This window comes from Pseudomonas sp. Y5-11 (assembly GCF_022368695.1).
Lineage (GTDB): Bacteria > Pseudomonadota > Gammaproteobacteria > Pseudomonadales > Pseudomonadaceae > Aquipseudomonas > Aquipseudomonas parakoreensis.
Genome location: NZ_CP058974.1, coordinates 4,066,685 through 4,086,076, shown reverse-complemented (window position 1 = coordinate 4,086,076; position 19,392 = coordinate 4,066,685). Strand labels below are relative to the sequence as shown.

General features: G+C 60.8%; 18 protein-coding genes. 7 read left to right on the top strand and 11 right to left on the bottom strand.

The genetic code is table 11. The annotated features are described in order from the left end of the window. Positions 1–214: 214 nt before the first annotated feature. Together HXW87_RS17945 and HXW87_RS17940 are read right to left on the bottom strand one after the other, a co-directional pair. Entirely contained in the window at positions 215–3,313 is a 3,099-nt protein-coding gene (locus HXW87_RS17945; protein ID WP_239777091.1) for an efflux RND transporter permease subunit, read from the bottom strand. 15 nt (positions 3,314–3,328) lie between these two features. Beyond that, complete coding sequence (locus HXW87_RS17940; protein WP_121185355.1) at positions 3,329–4,486, bottom strand: efflux RND transporter periplasmic adaptor subunit; 1,158 nt, start codon at positions 4,484–4,486, stop codon at positions 3,329–3,331. A gap of 277 nt (positions 4,487–4,763) precedes the next feature. Between HXW87_RS17940 and HXW87_RS17935 the strand changes: the two genes are divergently transcribed. Both HXW87_RS17935 and HXW87_RS17930 read left to right on the top strand, forming a co-directional pair. Further along, positions 4,764–5,465, top strand: coding sequence for a response regulator transcription factor (locus tag HXW87_RS17935; RefSeq protein WP_007963407.1), 702 nt, complete (start codon positions 4,764–4,766; stop codon positions 5,463–5,465). Between the two features lie 4 nt (positions 5,466–5,469). Then, entirely contained in the window at positions 5,470–6,771 is a 1,302-nt protein-coding gene (locus HXW87_RS17930; RefSeq protein WP_239777089.1) for an ATP-binding protein, read from the top strand. Between the two features lie 107 nt (positions 6,772–6,878). Here the strand turns inward: HXW87_RS17930 and pncA are convergent, their stop codons facing one another. The 4 genes from pncA to HXW87_RS17910 form a co-directional block, all read right to left on the bottom strand. Next, positions 6,879–7,505, bottom strand: coding sequence for a bifunctional nicotinamidase/pyrazinamidase (gene pncA / locus HXW87_RS17925; protein WP_121185359.1), 627 nt, complete (start codon positions 7,503–7,505; stop codon positions 6,879–6,881). 50 nt (positions 7,506–7,555) lie between these two features. Beyond that, on the bottom strand, positions 7,556–8,314 hold the full coding sequence (locus tag HXW87_RS17920; protein ID WP_239777082.1) for a transcriptional regulator: 759 nt from the start codon (positions 8,312–8,314) through the stop codon (positions 7,556–7,558). Beyond that, positions 8,311–8,769: a sigma-70 family RNA polymerase sigma factor gene (locus HXW87_RS17915; RefSeq protein WP_230679381.1), complete on the bottom strand. Its 459-nt coding sequence runs from the start codon at positions 8,767–8,769 to the stop codon at positions 8,311–8,313. Before HXW87_RS17915 ends, HXW87_RS17920 begins: the two co-directional genes overlap by 4 nt. 90 nt (positions 8,770–8,859) lie before the next feature. After that, positions 8,860–9,393: a tetratricopeptide repeat protein gene (locus tag HXW87_RS17910; protein WP_047294307.1), complete on the bottom strand. Its 534-nt coding sequence runs from the start codon at positions 9,391–9,393 to the stop codon at positions 8,860–8,862. 175 nt (positions 9,394–9,568) lie between these two features. On the opposite strand from HXW87_RS17910, the gene HXW87_RS17905 reads away from it, so the two are divergent. The 3 genes from HXW87_RS17905 (at position 9,569) to nudC (ending at position 12,229) form a co-directional block, all read left to right on the top strand. Then, a complete protein-coding gene (locus HXW87_RS17905) occupies positions 9,569–10,342 on the top strand; it encodes a class I SAM-dependent methyltransferase (protein WP_095666616.1) in 774 nt (257 codons plus the stop codon). Between the two features lie 237 nt (positions 10,343–10,579). Further along, positions 10,580–11,392: a crotonase/enoyl-CoA hydratase family protein gene (locus tag HXW87_RS17900; protein WP_239777080.1), complete on the top strand. Its 813-nt coding sequence runs from the start codon at positions 10,580–10,582 to the stop codon at positions 11,390–11,392. Positions 11,393–11,398: 6 nt separating this feature from the next. Continuing rightward, the gene (nudC, locus tag HXW87_RS17895) at positions 11,399–12,229 is read left to right on the top strand and encodes an NAD(+) diphosphatase (RefSeq protein ID WP_239777079.1); all 831 of its coding nucleotides are present in this window, start codon (positions 11,399–11,401) and stop codon (positions 12,227–12,229) included. On the opposite strand, the gene HXW87_RS17890 is transcribed toward nudC, so the two are convergent. After that, on the bottom strand, positions 12,197–12,976 hold the full coding sequence (locus tag HXW87_RS17890) for a TSUP family transporter (RefSeq protein WP_222019259.1): 780 nt from the start codon (positions 12,974–12,976) through the stop codon (positions 12,197–12,199). The genes nudC and HXW87_RS17890 overlap by 33 nt on opposite strands. A 287-nt stretch (positions 12,977–13,263) precedes the next feature. Here HXW87_RS17890 and sfnG point away from each other — a divergent pair, with 287 nt between their 5' ends. After that, on the top strand, positions 13,264–14,346 hold the full coding sequence (gene sfnG, locus HXW87_RS17885) for a dimethylsulfone monooxygenase SfnG (RefSeq protein ID WP_239777077.1): 1,083 nt from the start codon (positions 13,264–13,266) through the stop codon (positions 14,344–14,346). Positions 14,347–14,468: 122 nt separating this feature from the next. Here sfnG and HXW87_RS17880 read toward each other — a convergent pair whose 3' ends face one another. Further along, positions 14,469–14,948 carry a nuclear transport factor 2 family protein gene (locus HXW87_RS17880; RefSeq protein ID WP_047294316.1) on the bottom strand — a complete coding sequence of 160 codons (480 nt, stop codon included), beginning with the start codon at positions 14,946–14,948 and terminating at the stop codon, positions 14,469–14,471. Positions 14,949–15,004: 56 nt separating this feature from the next. Next, complete coding sequence (locus tag HXW87_RS17875) at positions 15,005–15,568, bottom strand: TetR family transcriptional regulator (RefSeq protein WP_239777068.1); 564 nt, start codon at positions 15,566–15,568, stop codon at positions 15,005–15,007. 206 nt (positions 15,569–15,774) lie between these two features. Between HXW87_RS17875 and pssA the strand changes: the two genes are divergently transcribed. After that, positions 15,775–17,118 carry a CDP-diacylglycerol--serine O-phosphatidyltransferase gene (gene pssA / locus HXW87_RS17870; protein WP_047294318.1) on the top strand — a complete coding sequence of 448 codons (1,344 nt, stop codon included), beginning with the start codon at positions 15,775–15,777 and terminating at the stop codon, positions 17,116–17,118. A gap of 109 nt (positions 17,119–17,227) precedes the next feature. Here the strand turns inward: pssA and efeO are convergent, their stop codons facing one another. Beyond that, on the bottom strand, positions 17,228–18,052 hold the full coding sequence (gene efeO / locus HXW87_RS17865; RefSeq protein ID WP_041063755.1) for an iron uptake system protein EfeO: 825 nt from the start codon (positions 18,050–18,052) through the stop codon (positions 17,228–17,230). Positions 18,053–18,078: 26 nt separating this feature from the next. Beyond that, complete coding sequence (gene efeB, locus HXW87_RS17860; RefSeq protein ID WP_239777067.1) at positions 18,079–19,377, bottom strand: iron uptake transporter deferrochelatase/peroxidase subunit; 1,299 nt, start codon at positions 19,375–19,377, stop codon at positions 18,079–18,081. Positions 19,378–19,392: the final 15 nt, after the last annotated feature.

The following is a 19,392-nucleotide window of genomic DNA, read 5'->3' as shown; positions in this document are numbered from 1 at the left end:
AGACTCGAATCCGTAGCTTCCCTTCACTGGCGGCTTCAGACCATCGACATCAGCGGTTGCCATCTGCATTGCCCTTGACATTCGACATGAGCAGCTCTTGATTCAAGTCAAACCGCGAAGTGAAACGTGACAGGAGCTAGCCTAAACGCCTCAGGCCATCGGCGAACCTGTCAATGTTGACAGGTGTAAAAGCCGACCGTCTTATAGTGAAGCATCATTTTTTTCCGGCCCATCGGGTTACGGCTTTCACCACAACCACAAAAAACACCGGCACAAAGATCACCGCCAAAGTCGCGGTGATCATCCCGCCAATTACTCCGGTACCAATCGCTTGCTGACTCGCCGAACTCGCGCCCGTGGCAATCGCCAACGGCACCACGCCCAGAATGAACGCCAGCGACGTCATGACAATCGGCCGTAACCGCAGACGCGCCGCTTGCAACGTGGCGTCAATCAGATCGTGACCTTCGTCGTACAGGCTCTTGGCAAACTCGATGATCAGGATCGCGTTCTTCGCCGACAGGCCGATGATGGTGATCAGGCCGACCTTGAAGAACACGTCGTTGGGCATCCCGCGCAAAGTCACCGCCAGCACTGCGCCAAGCACACCGAGCGGCACCACCAGCAGCACGGAAGTCGGAATCGACCAGCTCTCATACAACGCCGCCAGGCACAGGAACACGATCAGCAGCGACAGGCCGAGCAGGATCGGCGCCTGACTGCCGGACAAACGTTCCTGCAGCGACAGCCCGGTCCATTCCTGACCCAGGCCTTTCGGCCCTTGGGCGACCAGTCGTTCAATCTCTGCCATCGCTTCACCGGTACTGTGCCCCGGCGACGGTTCGCCAGAAATCGCAATCGCCGGGTAACCGTTGTAACGGGTCAGTTGCGCCGGGCCTTGGGTCCAGTTCGCCTGGACGAAAGCCGACAGCGGCACCATGTGCCCGGCGTTATTGCGCACGTGCATTTTCAGCAGATCATCGACCTGACTGCGCTGATCGCCTTCGGCCTGGACCACCACCCGCTGCATGCGCCCCTGATTGGGGAAGTCGTTGATGTACGAAGAACCCACGGCGGTGGACAGCACGTTGCCGATGTCGGCGAACGACACACCCAGCGCGTTGGCCTGCTTGCGGTCCACTTCCAGTTGCACCTGCGGCGCTTCGGCCAGCGCGCTTTCGCGCACGTTCATCAGGATCGGGCTTTTCTCGGCGGCGGCGAGCAATTCGGTACGCGCCTGCATCAACGTCGCGTGACCGAGACCGCCGCGATCCTGCAGGCGGAACTCGAAGCCACTGGATGTGCCGAGGCCGTCGACCGGTGGCGGCAACACTGCAAACGCGATGGCGTCCTTGATCTGGTTCAGGGCGATGTTGGCGCGGTCAGCAATGGAAGTAGCCGAATCGTCGCTGCCGCGTTCCGACCAGTCTTTCAGGGTGGTGAACGCCAGCGCGGCATTCTGACCGCTGCCGGAGAAACTGAAGCCGAGAATCACCGTGCTGTCGCCCACCCCCGGTTCACTGGCGTTGTGCGCCTCGATCTGCTCGACCACCTGCACCGTACGGTTCTTGCTCGCGCCCGGCGGCAGCTGAATATCGGTGATGGTGTAACCCTGATCCTCGACCGGCAGAAACGAGGAGGGCAGCCGCGCGAAGCACAACCCCATGCCGATCAGCAGCACGCCATAGATCAACAGATAACGTCCGCTGCGCTTCAGCGCGTAACCGACCCAGCCTTGATAGCGATCGGTCAGTTGCTCGAAGCGGCGATTGAACCAACCGAAGAAACCGCTCTTTTCATGATGCTCGCCCTTGGCAATCGGCTTGAGCAGCGTGGCGCACAAGGCAGGCGTCAGCGTCAGGGCCAGGAATGCCGAGAACAGGATCGACGTCGCCATCGACAGCGAGAACTGCCGGTAAATCACGCCCACCGAACCCTGCATGAATGCCATCGGAATGAACACTGCCACCAGCACCAGCGTGATGCCGACGATCGCTCCGGTGATCTGGGTCATCGCCTTGCGCGTCGCCTCTTTCGGCGACAGGCCTTCGGTGGCCATGATCCGTTCAACGTTCTCCACCACCACGATGGCGTCGTCCACCAGAATGCCGATGGCCAGCACCATGCCGAACATGGTCAGCACGTTGATCGAGAAACCCAGCGCGAGCATGGTCGCGAAGGTGCCCATCAGCGCCACCGGCACCACCAGCGTCGGGATTAGCGTATAGCGGATGTTCTGCAGGAACAGGAACATCACCGCGAACACCAGCAGCATCGCCTCGCCGAGGGTGTAGACCACTTTGGTGATCGAGACTTTGACGAACGGCGAGGTGTCGTACGGAATCTTGTATTCGACGCCCGCCGGGAAGTAGCGCGACAACTCGTCCATCTTCGCCCGGATCAACGTGGCGGTCGCCAGCGCATTGGCCCCCGGCGCCAGTTGCACGCCAACGGCGGTGGACGGCTTGCCGTTCAGGCGCGTGCCGAACTGGTATTCCTGACTGCCGATCTCGACCCGCGCCACATCGCCGATGCGTACGGTAGAACCATCGGGGTTGGCCTTGAGCACGATGTCGGCGAACTCTTCCGGCGTCGACAGCTGCCCCTTGACCAGAATGGTCGCGGTGATTTCCTGCGTAGACGGATTGGGTAAATCGCCGATGCTGCCTGCCGATACCTGGGCGTTCTGCGCGACGATGGCGGCGTTGACGTCGGCCGGGGTCAGGTTGAAACCGATCAGCTTCTGCGGATCGATCCAGATCCGCATCGCGCGTTCAGCGCCGTACAGTTGGGCCTTGCCGACGCCGTCGATGCGTTTGATTTCGTTCATCACGTTGCGCGCCAGGTAATCGCTGAGCGCTACGTCATCGAGTTTGCCGTCGCTGGAGGTCAGGGTGATCAGCAGCAGGAAGCCGGCGGAGACTTTTTCCACCTGCAGGCCTTGCTGATTGACCGCCTGCGGCAGGCGCGACTCGACCACTTTGAGGCGGTTCTGCACATCAACCTGCGCCAGTTCCGGGTTGGTGCCCGGCTGGAAGGTGGCCTTGATCGTCGCGCTGCCGAGGCTGCTCTGCGATTCGAAGTACAGCAGGTGATCGGCGCCGTTGAGCTCTTCTTCGATCAGGCTGACCACGCTTTCATCGACGGTTTGCGCCGAGGCACCGGGGTACACCGCATAGATTTCGATTTGTGGCGGCGCGACGTCGGGGTACTGCGCCACCGGCAATTGCGGGATGGCCAGCGCACCGGCCAACAGGATGAACAGCGCGACAACCCAGGCGAACACCGGGCGGTCGATAAAGAACTGCGGCATAGAAGAGCGTCCTGCTTACTGACCAGAAGTCTGGGCAAGGGGAAGAGGGGTGTCGTCGATCTGCACTTTTTCGCCGGGACGGGCGTGTTGCAGGCCTTCGATGACAATACGGTCGCCGGGCTTGAGGCCGCCGGTGACGATCCAGCGGTCGTTTTGCACTGCGCCCAGTTGCACCGGTTGCTGCGCCACGCGCATCTGCTGGTCGACAGTCAGCACCTGAGCGATACCTGCGCTGTCACGCTGCACTGCACGTTGCGGTACGGTGATGCCGTTCTGCACGGTCGCTTGTTGCAGGCGTACGCGGATGAAACTGCCCGGCAACAGGTCGAGATCGGGATTGGGGAACTCGCTGCGCAGGATGATCTGGCCAGTGCCCGGGTCGACCGTGATGTCGCTGAACAGCAACTTGCCCGGTAACGGATAGAGACTGCCGTCATCCTGAATCAGTGTGGCCTTGACCTGATCCTGACCGACTGCCTGCAACTGCCCGGAACGGAACGCGCGACGCAGTTCGTTGAGTTCACGGGTCGACTGGGTAAGGTCGGCGTAGATCGGATTGAGTTGCTGGATCAGCGCCAGTGGCGTGGTTTCGTTCTGCCCGACCAGCGCGCCTTCGGTAACCAGCGCGCGGCCGACCCGCCCGGAAATCGGCGCGGTGACGGTGGCGTAGCCGAGGCTCAGCTTCGCACGCTCTACTGCGGCTTTATTGGCGGCCACGTCGGCGGCGGTTTGCCGGGCATTGGCGCGGGCGTTGTCGTAGTCCTGAGCGCTGATGGCCTTGTCGTCGATCAACTGCGCGTAGCGCTGCTCTTGCAATTTTGCCTGAAAGGCGTTGGCCTCGGCCTTGCGCAGCGCGGCTTCGGCGCTGTCCAGATCAGCCTTGAACGGTGCCGGGTCGATGCGAAACAGCACGTCGCCCTTTTTCACGTCGCTGCCTTCGCGGAACGTGCGTTGCAGGACCACGCCAGCCACCCGAGCCCGCACTTCGGCGATGCGCGGTGCGGCGATGCGCCCGCTCAGTTCACTGCTGATCGACAGGGGGCGGGTTTCGATGGTTTCGATACGCACGGTGGCCGGCGGCGCTTCTTCTTCGGCCTTCGAAGACGAATCACAGGCGCTCAGCAACGACGCAACAGCGATCAGGCCGAGCCCGGCCAGAAGTTTTTTCGACATGTACCACCCCCAATATTGAAGCCCGCATCCTAAGGCCAGACGCCGAGGGTAGCGGTGAAGCTTTGTAGGCGCTGTGTGAAATTGTGTAAGGGTTTTACTCAGGGACGGGTGAGGGCGTATATCCTTTACGCCTTGAATTCTTTTGTGACGGTTGGACCGCTTTCGCGAGCAGGCTCGCCCCCACACAGGTTTTGTGAACGACGCAAAATCGATGTGGGCGCGAGCCTGCTCGCGAAGAGGGTCTGACATCCACCACAGCAATATCTGGAACACCCCCATGCCCAACATCCTCCTGGTCGAAGACGACACCGCCCTCGCCGAACTGATTTCCAGCTACCTGGAGCGCAACGGCTATTCCGTCAGCGTGATCGGTCGTGGCGACCATGTGCGTGAACGGGCACGGATCAATCCGCCGGATCTGGTCATTCTCGACCTGATGCTGCCGGGGCTTGACGGCCTGCAAGTCTGCCGTCTGCTGCGGGCCGATTCGGCGACGCTGCCGATCCTTATGCTGACCGCCCGCGACGACAGCCACGATCAGGTGCTGGGCCTGGAAATGGGCGCCGACGATTACGTCACCAAGCCCTGCGAGCCACGGGTTCTGCTGGCTCGGGTGCGTACTTTGCTGCGACGCAGCAGCCTTGGTGAGCCGATGACGGTCAATGACCGGATCGTCATGGGCAATCTGTGCATCGACCTGTCCGAACGCACGGTTTCCTGGCGCGATCAACCGGTGGAGCTGTCCAGCGGCGAATACAATTTGCTGGTGGTGCTGGCCCGGCATGCCGGTGAAGTGCTGAGCCGCGATCAGATTCTGCAACGCCTGCGCGGCATCGAGTTCAACGGCACCGATCGCTCGGTGGACGTGGCGATTTCCAAGCTGCGGCGCAAGTTCGACGACCACGCCGGCGAGGCGCGCAAGATCAAGACCGTGTGGGGCAAGGGGTATCTGTTCAGCCGTTCCGAATGGGAATGCTGAGCTGATGTTCAGAATCCTGTTTCGCCTGTACCTGGTGACGATCGTCTCCTACAGCGCGGCAATCTATCTGGTGCCGGATCTGGTGATCATGGCGTTCCGCGAGCGCTTTATCACTTATAACCTCGACTATTCCCGGGGCCTGCAATCGCTGATTACCCGCCAGTTTCACGCGGTGCCGCAGGATCAATGGCCGGCGCTGGCGCAGTCGATGGACAAGGACTTTCAGCCGCTGCACATCGTTCTGGCGCGCATCGACGACGCTGGTTTCACCGCCCCCGAGCAGGCGCGTTTGCGCCGTGGGGAAAACGTGGTGCGCATTGGCGATTGGGGATGGCGCACCTTGGCGGTCACGCCACTGAACGACGATGTCGCGGTGCAAATGGTGGTGCCACCGGATCCGCTGGACGTCAATCTGTTGTACTGGAGCATCAACGTGCTGATCGGCGCGACCATGCTCGCCTGCCTGCTGTTGTGGATTCGCCCGCACTGGCGTGATCTGGAGCGTCTCAAGGGTGCCGCCGAGCGCTTCGGTAAAGGCCACCTGAGCGAGCGTACGCAGATTCCCGCCAGCTCCAACATCGGCAGCCTGGCCAATGTTTTCGACACCATGGCCGGCGATATCGAGGATTTGCTCAACCAGCAGCGCGACCTGCTCAATGCGGTGTCTCACGAATTGCGCACGCCGCTGACCCGTCTGGATTTCGGTCTGGCCCTGGCGCTGTCCGATGATTTGCCGGCGACCAGTCGCGAGCGCCTGCAAGGGCTGGTGGCGCACATTCGTGAACTGGATGAGTTGGTGCTGGAACTGTTGTCTTACAGCCGCCTGCAGAATCCGGCGCATTTACCGGAACAGGTTGAGGTTTCGCTGGATGAGTTCATCGACAGCATTCTGGGCAGCGTCGATGAAGAGCTGGAATCACCGGACATCGTCATTGATGTGCTGCTGCATGGTCAGCTCGAACGCTTTTCGCTGGATCCGCGTCTGACCGCCCGAGCGATCCAGAACCTGCTGCGCAATGCCATGCGCTATTGCGAGAAGCGTATCCAGATTGGCGTGCAGGTCAGCCCTGATGGCTGCGGGATCTGGGTCGACGATGATGGGATTGGTATCCCGGATGACGAGCGCGAGCGGATTTTCGAACCGTTCTATCGCCTGGATCGCAGCCGCGACCGCGCTACCGGTGGTTTTGGTCTGGGCCTGGCCATCAGCCGCCGGGCGCTGGAGGCGCAGGGCGGAACGCTGACGGTAGAAAGTTCGCCGCTGGGTGGGGCGCGGTTCAGGCTGTGGTTGCCCACTGCAAGCTGAGCATCAACCCACTGTAGGAGCTGTCGAGTGAAACGAGGCTGCGATCTTTTGATCTTGTTCTTGAAATCAGAATCAAAAGATCGCAGCGTGCCGCAGCTCCTACAGGGTCAGATGAGTTGGTTTGACTGGATCAGGCCAACGCCGGCCGTCTGCATCCGCTCCATGGCCGTCGCCAGTGAGCCCTCCATATCAATCGCGCGACAGGCATCCAGCACCACAAACGTATTGAACCCCGCCGCCCGCGCGTCCAGCGCCGAGAACATCACACAGAAATCCAGCGCCAGACCGACCATGTACACCGTGTCGATACCGCGTTCTTTCAGGTATCCGGCCAGACCGGTGGTGGTGCGCCGGTCCGCCTCGACAAACGCCGAATAGCTGTCGATGTCCGGGTTGCAGCCCTTGCGGATGATCAGTTGCGCGTGGGGCAGCTTCAGCTCGCAGTGAAATTGGGCGCCGACGGTGCCTTGCACGCAGTGATCCGGCCAGAGGACCTGCTCGCCGTAGGGCAACTGGATCACATCGTAAGGCTTGCGCCCGGGGTGACTCGAGGCAAACGAGGCGTGGCCGCTCGGGTGCCAGTCCTGGGCAATGATCACTTGTTTGAACAGGCCGCTGAGGCGATTGATCAGCGGCACGATCAGATCGCCCTCGGGTACGGCCAACTGGCCGCCCGGGGTGAAGTCGTTCTGCACGTCAATGACCAGCAGGGCGCTGCGGGGTGAAATCTGCATCGGTGGTTCCTCCTTGGATAATCACGCGCTCAGCATAATGGCAGCGGCACTCATGCGCTCAACCGTTCGATCAGGCGCCTGGCCAGATCTTCCAGTTCCGGCGCCGGGTTGCGCCCGATCAACATCCACGCATGCTCGCCTTCGGTCCAGTACACCACGTTCATTTCATGGCGCCGTTCGTGCGCCAGTGGCCGGCTGCCGCTATTGGAGCGGGTCACGCACAAGGCCAGCGGCCCATGCCGGGCGTCCAGATAGGTCAGTTGCGCAATCGGTACGCCGTCGTACTCGAGCATTTGTGCACGTTTGAGTTCGGCGCCCGGCAACTTCAGCACTGCCGGTGACAGCTTCAGACCGAGCCGTGCATCTACCGCACGCAATTGCGCGCGTTGGCTGGCTTCATCGCCCGGCAAATGATCAAGCGTCTGCGGCACATACAGCGCCATATAGTCGCCCACCAAGGCGCGCCAGTTATGCGCCTGCTGTGACTGCCAGGCGAGAAACAGGCGATCGGCCAATACGCCGCCCGCCAGCAGACTCGCGGCAGCCGCACCGATAAACCAGCGTCGACTCAAGCCCGGCCGCTGGGGAGCGGGGATGGCATCGAGGCGCGCCTGCAAACGCTCCAGCGGCGCCTGTTGCGCCAGTTCGTCATAGGCATCCTTGTACGGCAGGCTGCTGCGCTCGAACCATTGCACGCGCAGGCTGAGCAACGGGTCGTCGGCAATTGCGCTGTCGAGCTGCTTGCGATACGCCGGGTCCAGCTCATCATCAAGGTAGGCCACCAGTTGTCCGTCGGAGGGCTTGTTCATGGGCGGTCACCTCCGGTGGTTTTCGGCACGGCTTGCAGCGGCGGGTACTCGGCCAGTTTCAGGCGCGCGGTGGCCAGACGGCTCATCACGGTACCGATCGGCACTTGCAGGATCTCGGCGACTTCGCGGTAGGACAGGCCTTCGACGTAAGCCAGGTATACGGTCTCGCGCTGGGTTTCCGGCAACGCATCGACCCGGCGAATCACCTGCGCTGCCATCACGTGAGTCTGCGCGGCGTATTCGCCGTCGAAGGCCAGTTGCCCGTCGGCATCAACCTGGCCCGCACCCTGACGCACCCGGCGGGCGCGCACTTCATTGAGCCAGATCGAATGCAGGATGCTCAGCAACCAGCGATCCATGCGCGTGCCGGCCACATATTGCCCGGCACGTTCCAGCGCCCGCACGCATGTGGCTTGCACCAGATCCTCGGCCACGTGCCGATTGCGCGACAGCAGCAAACCGTAGCGCCACAGTCGCGCCAGATGCTGTCCGAGTTCCGCTCTGAATGCCTGATCGCTGACGATGATGGCGTTCCTTTATCTGTTTCAGGTTTTCGATGAATCGTTGATGGCTTCAGCCAGGTCCTGGTATTCCTCGCAAGATGTTCCGCAAATCGATTTGATCTGCTGCAACTGTTCCTGCGCCAGGTCGACGCGGCCCTTGATTACATAGGCTTCGCCGAGGTATTCACGCACTTGCGCGTACTGCGGATCGAGTTTCACCGATTGCAGGTAATAGCCGATGCCTTCATCGGTACGCCCGAGTTTTCGCGTGGCGTAACCGCGATAGTTGAGGGCTTTGGCAGTGTTCGGTTGTTTGAGGGTGTCGAGCAGGGCCAAGGCTTCTTCGTATCGACCGTCCTTGGCCAGCCTGTAGGCGTAATCGGTACGGTCGGCATCCGGCACGGCACGGCTGGTCTGCATCACGCATTTCTGCGATTGGCTGTCCCAGACCTGGCCTTTGGGGCAATTGGGTTTCTGCACGGGCGCACTTTCATCACCGTTGGCAAACGCCATCGATGCAGACAACGCGGTCACCAGCAGCAACGGGGCGGCGAACATAACGGAACGGATAGTCATGGGCAAGGCTCCACAGAGGGTTATGTTTCACTTTGAACACCACAGCACGGCATTTTATTCATTGCTTTGTCAGGCTCTGTTCAAGGTAAGCGCAAATTGTGGCGTTATGCTCAGGAACGCCAGCCGTCCATCCAGCGCCTGACGATGTCACCGCGCTGCCATACGAGGAACTGCCATGAACGATCAGGTCCATCACTCCGCTGCTGCCGGCTACAAGACTGCCGCCGACACCTACATCAAAGGGCGCCCGGACTACCCGCCGCAGGTCAGCCAGTGGTTGACCCAGACCTTGGGTCTGGACAGTCACAAGACGGTCATCGATCTGGGTGCCGGTACCGGCAAGTTCACCGGCCGGCTGGTGGCGACTGACGCACAGGTAATCGCCGTGGAGCCGGTGGCGCAGATGCTGGAAAAACTTTCCGCCGCCTGGCCGCAGGTGCTGGCGGTGAGCGGTACGGCGACCGATCTGCCACTGCCGGATGCGTCGGTGGATGCAGTGGTCTGCGCGCAGGCGTTTCACTGGTTCGCCACGCCCGAGGCCTTGAGCGAAATCGCCCGGGTGCTCAAGCCCGGCGGCAAGCTTGGCCTGATCTGGAACCTGCGCGACACGCAAGTCAGTTGGGTGCCGAAACTCGATGCCATCGTTAACGCGCTGGAAGGGGACACGCCGCGTTACTACACCGGCCAATGGCGTCAGGTGTTTCCGCATCCGGCGTTCGGGCCGTTGCACTTGCAGCAGTTCCACCATGGACATACCGGTTCGCCGGAGGACGTGATTTTCAATCGGGTGCGCTCCACCAGTTTCATTGCCGCGTTGCCGCAGGCGCAGCGGGACAAGGTCGATGAGCAGATTCGCGCGCTGATTGCCTCGGAGCCGGCGTTGCGCGGGCGGCATGTGCTGACGGTGCCTTATGAGACGGCGGCGTATGTGGCGGTGAAGGGCGGTTAGATCGGGGCGGCCTCATCGCCAGCAGGCTGGCTCCCACATTTTTGCATCGATACAAAGCCTTGTAGGAGCTGCCGCATGATCTTCAAAGTCAAAAGATCGCAGCCTGCGGCAGCTCCTACACGGACTGGAGCGCGGCAAAATTCTTTGTGGAAGTCAGTCCCGCATTTGGCCGAACCGTCATCGTGATGCCTTGTTATAGTTCGGGCCTCATTTTCTGCCCGGTAAAGGATCACTGCCATGACTCAATACACCGCCTTCAGCGTCGAACTGGCCGACAACATCGCGCATGTGCAGATCAATCGCCCGGAGAAGATCAACTCGATGAATGCCGCGTTCTGGAGCGAGATCGTCGAGATTTTCCAGTGGATCGATGACACCGACGAAGTGCGAGTGGTGGTGCTCAGCGGCAACGGCAAACACTTTTCCTCCGGCATCGACCTGATGATGCTCGCTGGCGTCGCCAATGAGCTGGGCAAGGACGTCGGCCGTAACGCGCGTCTGCTGCGGCGCAAGATCCTGACCCTGCAAGCCTCGTTCAACGCCGTCGATAATTGCCGCAAACCGGTGCTGGCGGCGATTCAAGGCTATTGCCTCGGTGGTGCCATCGACCTGATCGCCGCCTGCGACATGCGTTACGCTGCGGAAGATGCGCAATTCTCGATCAAGGAAATCGATATCGGCATGGCCGCCGATGTTGGCACTTTGCAACGGTTGCCACGAATCATCGGTGACGGCATGCTGCGTGAACTGGCTTACACCGGTCGTACGTTCGGTGCCGACGAAGCGTGCAGCCTCGGTCTGGTCAATCGTGTTTATGCTGACAAGGAACTGCTGCTCGAAGGCGTGATGGACATTGCTCGCGAGATCGCCCGCAAATCGCCCATCGCGGTCACCGGCACCAAGGAAATGATCAGCTACATGCGTGACCACCGCATTGACGACGGTCTCGAATACGTTGCCACCTGGAACGCCGCCATGTTGCAATCCACCGACTTGCGCGTGGCCATGGCCGCCCATATGAGTAAACAGAAACCTGAATTTCTGGATTGAGAAACCATGACAGCTCGCTGGACCACTGCAGTACTGGACACCGATCAACCCGGCGGCTGGGCCGTGGCGCGCAGCCCCGAAGGCTTTCTGTTCGATGACAACGGCGCGCTGTTCCCCCGGGAATGGCTCAAGCGTCAGGACTTGTCGATCCTCGCCGAGCATGGCATCGGCCATCTTGATGGCGAGCCGGTGTATCTGCTGGAGCTGCACAGTCACAGCGAAGTGCCGGGCTGCAACTGGAAGGGGCTGCGGGCGTTCATGCTCGATGGCGATCACACCGTCTACAAGGTGTTGGGTTATGCCGCGCAGATCGGCACCTGGGCGCGCGAACATCGCTTTTGCGGCAACTGTGGGCAGGCGATGATGCAGGTGCCGAGGGAGCGGGCGATGTATTGCCAGCCGTGTGAGCTGCGCAGTTATCCGCGGATTTCGCCGAGCATGATCGTGCTGGTCACCCGTGGTGACGAGATCCTGCTGGCGCGCTCACCGCGTTTCGTCACCGGGGTCTACAGCACGCTGGCCGGGTTAGCCGAGCCAGGCGAGTCGGCCGAGGATTGTCTGATTCGCGAGGTGCGCGAGGAAGTCAGCATCGAGGTGAAGAACATCCAGTACATGGGCAGTCAGTGCTGGCCGTTCCCGCACTCGATGATGCTGGGGTTCCATGCCGAATATGCCGGTGGCGAGATCGTTTGCCAGGAAGACGAAATCGAAGACGCCCAGTGGTTCAACGTGCACGATTTGCCGCCGTTGCCGGCGTCAAAATCGATTGCCCGTTACCTGATCGACGTCTACGTGGCGCGCCGTTTAGGCCACGCTGAACCAGTGCTGCCAGGCTAGGCGCACAGTCAGCCCCAGCACCACGGTGATGAACACCGGACGAATGAACTTGGCGCCGCCGCTGATCGCGGTGCGCGCCCCGAAGAATGCGCCGACCATCACCGACAGGCCCATGCTCAGGCCGATGATCCAGTCCACTTGCCCGGAGAACATGAACACCGACAGCGCCGCAATGTTGCTGACGAAGTTCATGCTGCGCGCTACACCGCTGGCCTTGACCAGGTCGATGGGGTAGAGCAGCAGACTGCTGACGGTCCAGAACGCGCCCGTGCCGGGGCCGGCCACGCCGTCGTAGAAACCGAGGCTGAAGCCTTGGCTCGATTGCCATTTCTTCTTGATGGGTGCGTCGCTGTCCAGCGGCGCTTTTGGCGTTCCGCCGAACAACAGATACAGGCCGCAGGCGAAGACGATCACCGGCAGCATCTTGTTCAGCCATTCCGCCGGCAGGTAATGGGCAACAATCGCGCCGGTCAACGCCCCGACCAGGGTACCGACGATCGCGTGCATCCATTGCCGGGGATGGAACAGTTTGCGCCGGTAGAAGGTGAAGCTGGCGGTGGCCGAGCCGAAAGTCGAACTGAGTTTGTTGGTGCCCAACACCAGGTGTGGCGGCAGGCCGGCCGTCAGCAGCGCGGGCGTGGTCAGCAGACCACCGCCGCCGGCGATGGCGTCGATGAAACCGGCAATGAAAGCGACAAGGGCCAGAACGGCCAGGGTGGTGAGGTCAACGCTGAGTTCGAAAGGCATGGAATCGGCTTATTCGGCAGGGCGCAGAAGGGCTGCGGGGAAGGGCTGACATGTTACTCATTTCCAAGTGTTGCGGCGACCCGTATGGCCGCATCGCTGGCTTGCCAGCGATGCGGCCTGCACAGGCAAAGGCTATTCAACTGTTGCCTACCCAACACCTCGACGACAAATTACCCTCCAAGAATGCAACACCATCAGCCCCAAGCCCAACAAAACCGGGCATTTCAACCCTGGCACGCTTGCTGCTCTATCCCCCACATCTCCGCAAATATCCCGAGGACACGCCAATGAGCAAGCAAGCCGTGAAATTCGCCTACTGGGTGCCGAACGTCAGTGGCGGCCTGGTGGTCAGCAAGATCGAGCAGCGCACCGACTGGGGCATCGACTACAACCGCAAACTGGCGCAACTCGCCGAAGCGGCGGGGTTCGAGTATGCCCTGACGCAGATCCGCTTTACCGCCGGTTACGGTGCCGAGTTCCAGCATGAATCGGTGGCGTTCAGTCATGCGCTGCTGGCAGCTACCACCAGGCTCAAGGTGATCGCGGCGATTCTGCCGGGGCCTTGGCAACCGGCGCTGGCAGCCAAGCAACTGGCGACCATCGATCAACTCACCAACGGCCGGATTGCGGTCAATATCGTCAGCGGTTGGTTCAAGGGCGAATTCCAGGCCATCGGCGAACATTGGCTGGAACACGACGAGCGCTACCGGCGTTCCGAGGAATTCATCCGCTCGCTGCGCGGGATCTGGAGCCAGGACAACTTCACTTTTCGCGGCGACTTCTACCGTTTCGACAATTACAGCCTCAAACCGAAACCGCTGGGCCGCCCGGAAATCTTCCAGGGTGGCAGTTCCCGTGCGGCAAGGGACATGGCGGCGCGGGTTTCGGACTGGTATTTCACCAACGGCAACAGCGTCGAAGGGATCAAGGCGCAGGTCGATGACATCCGGGCCAAAGCGGCGGCAAACAATCATTCGGTGAAAATCGGCGTCAACGCTTTTGTCATCGCCCGCGACACCGAAGAAGAGGCCCGCGCTGTACTGGCGCAGATCATCGACCAGGCCGACCCGGAAGCGGTGAATGCTTTCGGTGACGCGGCGAAGCAGGCGGGCAGGGCGTCGCCGGAAGGTGAGGGCAACTGGGCGAAATCGACGTTCGAGGATCTGGTGCAATACAACGATGGCTTCAAGACCAACCTGATCGGCACGCCACAGCAGATTGCCGAGCGGATTGTGGCGCTGAAAGCGGTGGGGGTGGATCTGGTGTTGGCGGGGTTTCTGCACTTTCAGGAGGAGGTGGAGTATTTCGGCAAGCGTGTGTTGCCGTTGGTGCGGAAACTGGAGGCTGAAAAGACTGCCGCCGTCGCCTGACCACTACAAAACCAGTGTAGGAGCGAGCTTGCTCGCGAAAGCGGTTTGTCAGTTACATGAGTATTGACTGACACGACGCCTTCGCGAGCAAGCTCGCTCCCACATTTTCGATCTACATGAACTCAGAGACCGAGATCGGAGAGCCCCGGATGATCATCCGGACGCCGACCCAGCGGCCAATGGAACTTGCGTTCGCTTTCCTTGATCGGCATGTCGTTGATGCAGGCATAGCGCTGGAACATCAGGCCGTGCTCATCGAACTCCCAGTTTTCATTGCCGTAGGAACGGAACCAGTTGCCCGAATCGTCGCGCCATTCATAGGCGTAGCGCACGGCAATCCGCGTATCCGAATAGGCCCAGAGTTCCTTGATCAGGCGATAATCGAGTTCCTTGGCCCATTTACGGGTCAGGAACGCCTTGGCTTCTTCACGGTTGTTGGCGAACTCGGCGCGGTTGCGCCATTTCGTGTCGAGTGTGTAGGCCAGCGATACCTTCTCGGGATCGCGGGAATTCCAGCCATCTTCGGCCAGTCGAACTTTTTCGATGGCCGATTCATGGTTGAACGGCGGTAAAGGCGGACGCACTTGGGCAGCAGTCGACATTGTCAGTCTCCCGATCTAATAAACGATTAAACAACGGTTCAGGCTTATTTAAGGCGTTACAGGTCCAATAACTTACGCGCCATGCATTGCGCATTATCAGCGGCACTGTGATCACCCATCACAAGCGCTACGGTAATGGCGCCGTCAATCAGGATCAGCAACTGCCTGGCCAGACATTGCGGATCTTCGACGCCATGTTCGGTACACAGCTCGCACAGGTAGTCGAGCAGCTTCTGTTTGTGGTCTTTGGCGACCTGGCGCACCGGATCTTCAGGATCGCCGGTCTCGCCACTGGTATTGATGAAGGCGCAGCCGCGGAAGCCTTCCGAGGCGAACCAGCTTTTGAGCACGGTAAACAGGTTCAGCAGGCGGTCGGCCGGGGTTTCGGCCTGATCGACAGCGCTGCGGTACCAGTGCATCCAGCGCACGTCGCGGCGTTGCAGGGCGGCGACGGTCAGCTCCTCCTTGTTGGCGAAGTAGCGGTAAATGCTTTTTCTGGAGACGCCGGCGGTTTTCACCAGAAGATCCATGCCGGTGGCCGCAATGCCACTTTTGTAGATCAACTTTTCGGTGACATCCAGAATGATGTCGCGGGTCGAGGTGTCATTGATTTCGTTCATGTGGCGAACAGTAGAACGATCGTTCTCCTTGGTCAAGCGTTTATTTTCAGATCGGTTTCGCGAGCAGGCTCGCTCCCACATTTGAAATGCGATCCATTGTGGGAGCGAGCCTGCTCGCGAAGGCGTCATTACAGACAGTAACAAGACCCGAACCGGTTGATGGTGTAAGCTCTCGGGTTCTTCGGATTCGACCCATTGCGAGCCCTATGCCGTTGCTTTTCAAACGCTCTTTGCTGCCCAAACTGCGCAGCTTTCCGCTGACTGCCGAGGCCGTGACGATTCTGTCCGGCGCCGCCGAGTTCCGTCGTTGCCTGCTGGAGAAAATCGCCGAGGCGACCCGGCGCATCTACATCGTTGCGCTGTATCTGCAGCACGACGAGGCCGGTCAGGAAATCCTCGATGCCTTGCACGCCGCCAAGCTCAAGCGTCCCGAACTGGAAATTGTCGTGGTGGTCGACTGGCTGCGCGCCCAGCGCGGGTTGATCGGTGCCGGCAAACAGCCGGGCAACTCGGCGTGGTATCAGGAAATGACCCGCACGCATCAGAGTGAAGTGCCGGTCTACGGCGTGCCGGTACAGACCCGCGAACTGTTTGGCGTCCTGCACTTGAAAGGCTTCGTGATCGACGACTGCGTGGTTTACAGCGGAGCGAGCCTGAACAACGTCTACCTGCACAAGTTCGACAAGTACCGTTTCGACCGCTACCACGTACTGCACAGCCGCGAACTGGCGGACTCGATGCACCATCTGGTCAAGCACGGCCTGATCGAATCCAAGGCTGTGCATCGCCTCGACCTGCCGAATCTGCCGACCACCCGCAGCCTGCGCAACGACATCGGCGACCTGCGAAGCCGTCTCAAATACGCGGCGTACGACACCAGCGCCGGCAGTACAGCGCATAGCGGCCTGTCGGTGAGTCCGCTGCTGGGCGTGGGCAAGAACAACCCGTTGAACCGGGTGATTGTCGAGCTGATCGCCAGTGCGCAACAGCAGCTGACGATCTGCACCCCGTATTTCAATCTGCCGCTGCCGATCATCCGCGAGATCAACCGCGCGCTGGCCCGTGGGGTGAAGATCGACATCGTGGTCGGCGACAAAACCGCCAACGATTTCTACATTCCGCCGAGCGAGCCGTTCAAGGTGATTGCGGCGCTGCCGTACCTGTACGAAATCAGCCTGCGCCGCTTCGCCAAGCGTCATCAGCGCAACATCGACAGCGGCCAGTTGAACCTGCACCTGTGGCGTGACGGCGACAACAGTTACCACCTCAAGGGCATGTGGGTGGATCAGCGCTATACGCTGCTGACCGGCAACAACCTCAACCCGCGGGCGTTTCGTCTCGACCTGGAAAACGCGCTGCTGATCGATGATCCGCAAGGCGAGTGGCTTGAGCCACGGGCGAAGGAGCAGGCAGAGATCTTCCGCAACACCACGCGGATCGCCAGCTTCCAGAACCTTGAGACTCTGCCGGAGTACCCGGCGGGAGTGGCGAAGTTTCTCAAGCGGGTGAGTCGGGTGCGGATTGAGCGGTTGCTGTACCGGATTTTGTAACCGTTAAAAGCAAAAGATCGCAGCCTCCGGCAGCTCATACATTGGGTATGTGAACACCCTGTAGGAGCTGCCGAAGGCTGCGATCTTTTTTACTGGCGACTCAGATCCGTCAGTTCAGACCCAACTTGCCACGCAACGTAGACAGGTCTTCCGCCAACGTATTGACCGGGCCAACCAGTGCCTTGCGATCGTTGTCCTTCACCTTGTCATACGTCTCGAAACCACCGTCCTTGGTCTTGTACTTGGCGAGGATCTTGTCGACGGTGGCAAAGTTCTTGTCGACTTTGGCAACGAACGCCTTGTCTTGCTTCTCGATCTGCGGACGGAACAGGTCGACGATTTTCTTCGCACCGTCGATGTTGCCCTGGAAGTCGTACAGGTCGGTGTGGCTGTAACGGTCTTCTTCACCGGAGATCTTGGTCGCGGCAACTTCTTCCAACAGCGCGGCCGCACCGCCAACGACTTTCTCCGGCGGGAAGGTCAGCCCGGCGACGCGGGTCTGCAGGTCTTTCACATCGCTGTCCAGCTTGTCAGCCAGCGCCGTCAGGCCTTCGGTGCTCTTCTCCGAGAACAGCGAATATTCGAGGCGATGGAAACCGGTGAAATCTTCAGCCTTCACGCCTTTTTCGTGGTCGTCGACGCGCGAGTCGATGGACGCATCGAGGTCGCTGAACAGCTCGGCAATCGGCTCGATCGACTCGTAGTAAACGCGAGTCGGCGCGTAGAGCTTTTGCGCGGTGGCCAGATCGCCTTTCTTCACCGCATCGGTGAACTGCTTGGTGTGGCTGCCCAATTCATCCAGTTGCTCGGTGACGTAGATCTTGTAGTCCGACACCGGGCCGACCAGATCCAGCGGCGCTGTTGCGGCGAACGCCGACAACGGGGTGTTGAGTAAACCGAGGGTCAGCAATAACGCGAGTGGCGACTTTTTCATGGAGCGGCTCCGAGGTTTTTTTGTGGTTAGGCAGCTGTTTTGGGGTGGGTGGCGTCAAGCAGCGAGCGACCGATGAAGTCCTTGTCGCCGGTGACACCCGGAAGGGTGAAGAAGTAACCGCCGCCGACCGGTTTGAGGTATTCCTCAAGCGGCTCGCCGTTGAGCCGGGTCTGCACGGTGATGAAGCCTTTTTCCAGGTCGGCTTGGTAGCAGATGAACAGCAGGCCCATGTCGAGCTGGCCGTTCTTGTTCACGCCGTTGGAGTAGTTGAAGGGGCGGCGCAGGATCAGGTTGGCCTGGCTCGCGGCGGTGCGCGGGTTGGCCAGGCGAATGTGCGCGTCGAGCTTGGTCAGCTTGCCTTGCGGGTCTTTGCTGTAGTCCGGGACCTCGGTCTCATGGTGGGCGCCCATCGGCGCGCCCGTGGTCTTGACCCGACCGATGATGCTTTCCTGTTCCTGCAACGGCGTCCGGTCCCAGCGCTCGACGAAGTTACGGATGATCCGCACCGCTTGATAGCTGCCGTGCGCCGCCCAGGCCGGTTCATCGCTGCCCGGTTGCACCCAGACAATCTGATCCATCGCCTTGGCGTCGTTGGAGTCGGGGTTGGCCGAGCCGTCACGGAAACCGAGGAAGTTACGCGCCGATTGCGCCGGCACACCCGGTTTGGCCGGGGCTTGCGGCGGCACGCTGCCTTCCTGTTTCCAGCGCACCAGCAGCAGGTCCGGCAGGTTCTTGACGATGTCGCGCAGGGCGTGAATGTTGGTGTCGGCAGTGTTCGAGCAGAACTGCAGGCTCAAGTCGCCGTGACAGCAATCGGCCTCCAGCGCATCGTTGGGAAAGCCGACCATGCGTTGCAGGCGCTTCGGTTTGACGGCGGCCAGACCGAAGCGTTCGTCGAACAGCGATTCGCCGACCGAGACGGTGATGGTCAGGTTGTCCGGGGTCACGATCGGGCCAAGGATGCCGGAATCCGGCGGTGGCAGTTTCGGATCGACCTGTGCCACCGGGCCGCCCTTCATCAGGAACGCGATGCGCTCGTTGAGGGTGCGGAACAGCCGCTCAAGATCTTGGCGATCGCTGGCCAGTACATCGAACGACACGAACATGCCGGACGCCGGGCGCGGGGTGACGATGCCGGTCTGATGCACGCCGTGGAAATCGTGGCGGTCTTCGGTCTTGTCGCTGCTCGGCGCTTCGGTAACTTGCGCCGGGGCTGCAGCCATCGCCGGGCAGCTCAGGGCCGATCCGGCCAGGGCGACACCGGCGACTCCCATGCCCATCAGCAGGCGGCGACGTTGCACATCGAGGTTTTGCAATTCTTTCATCGGTATTCGTCTTCT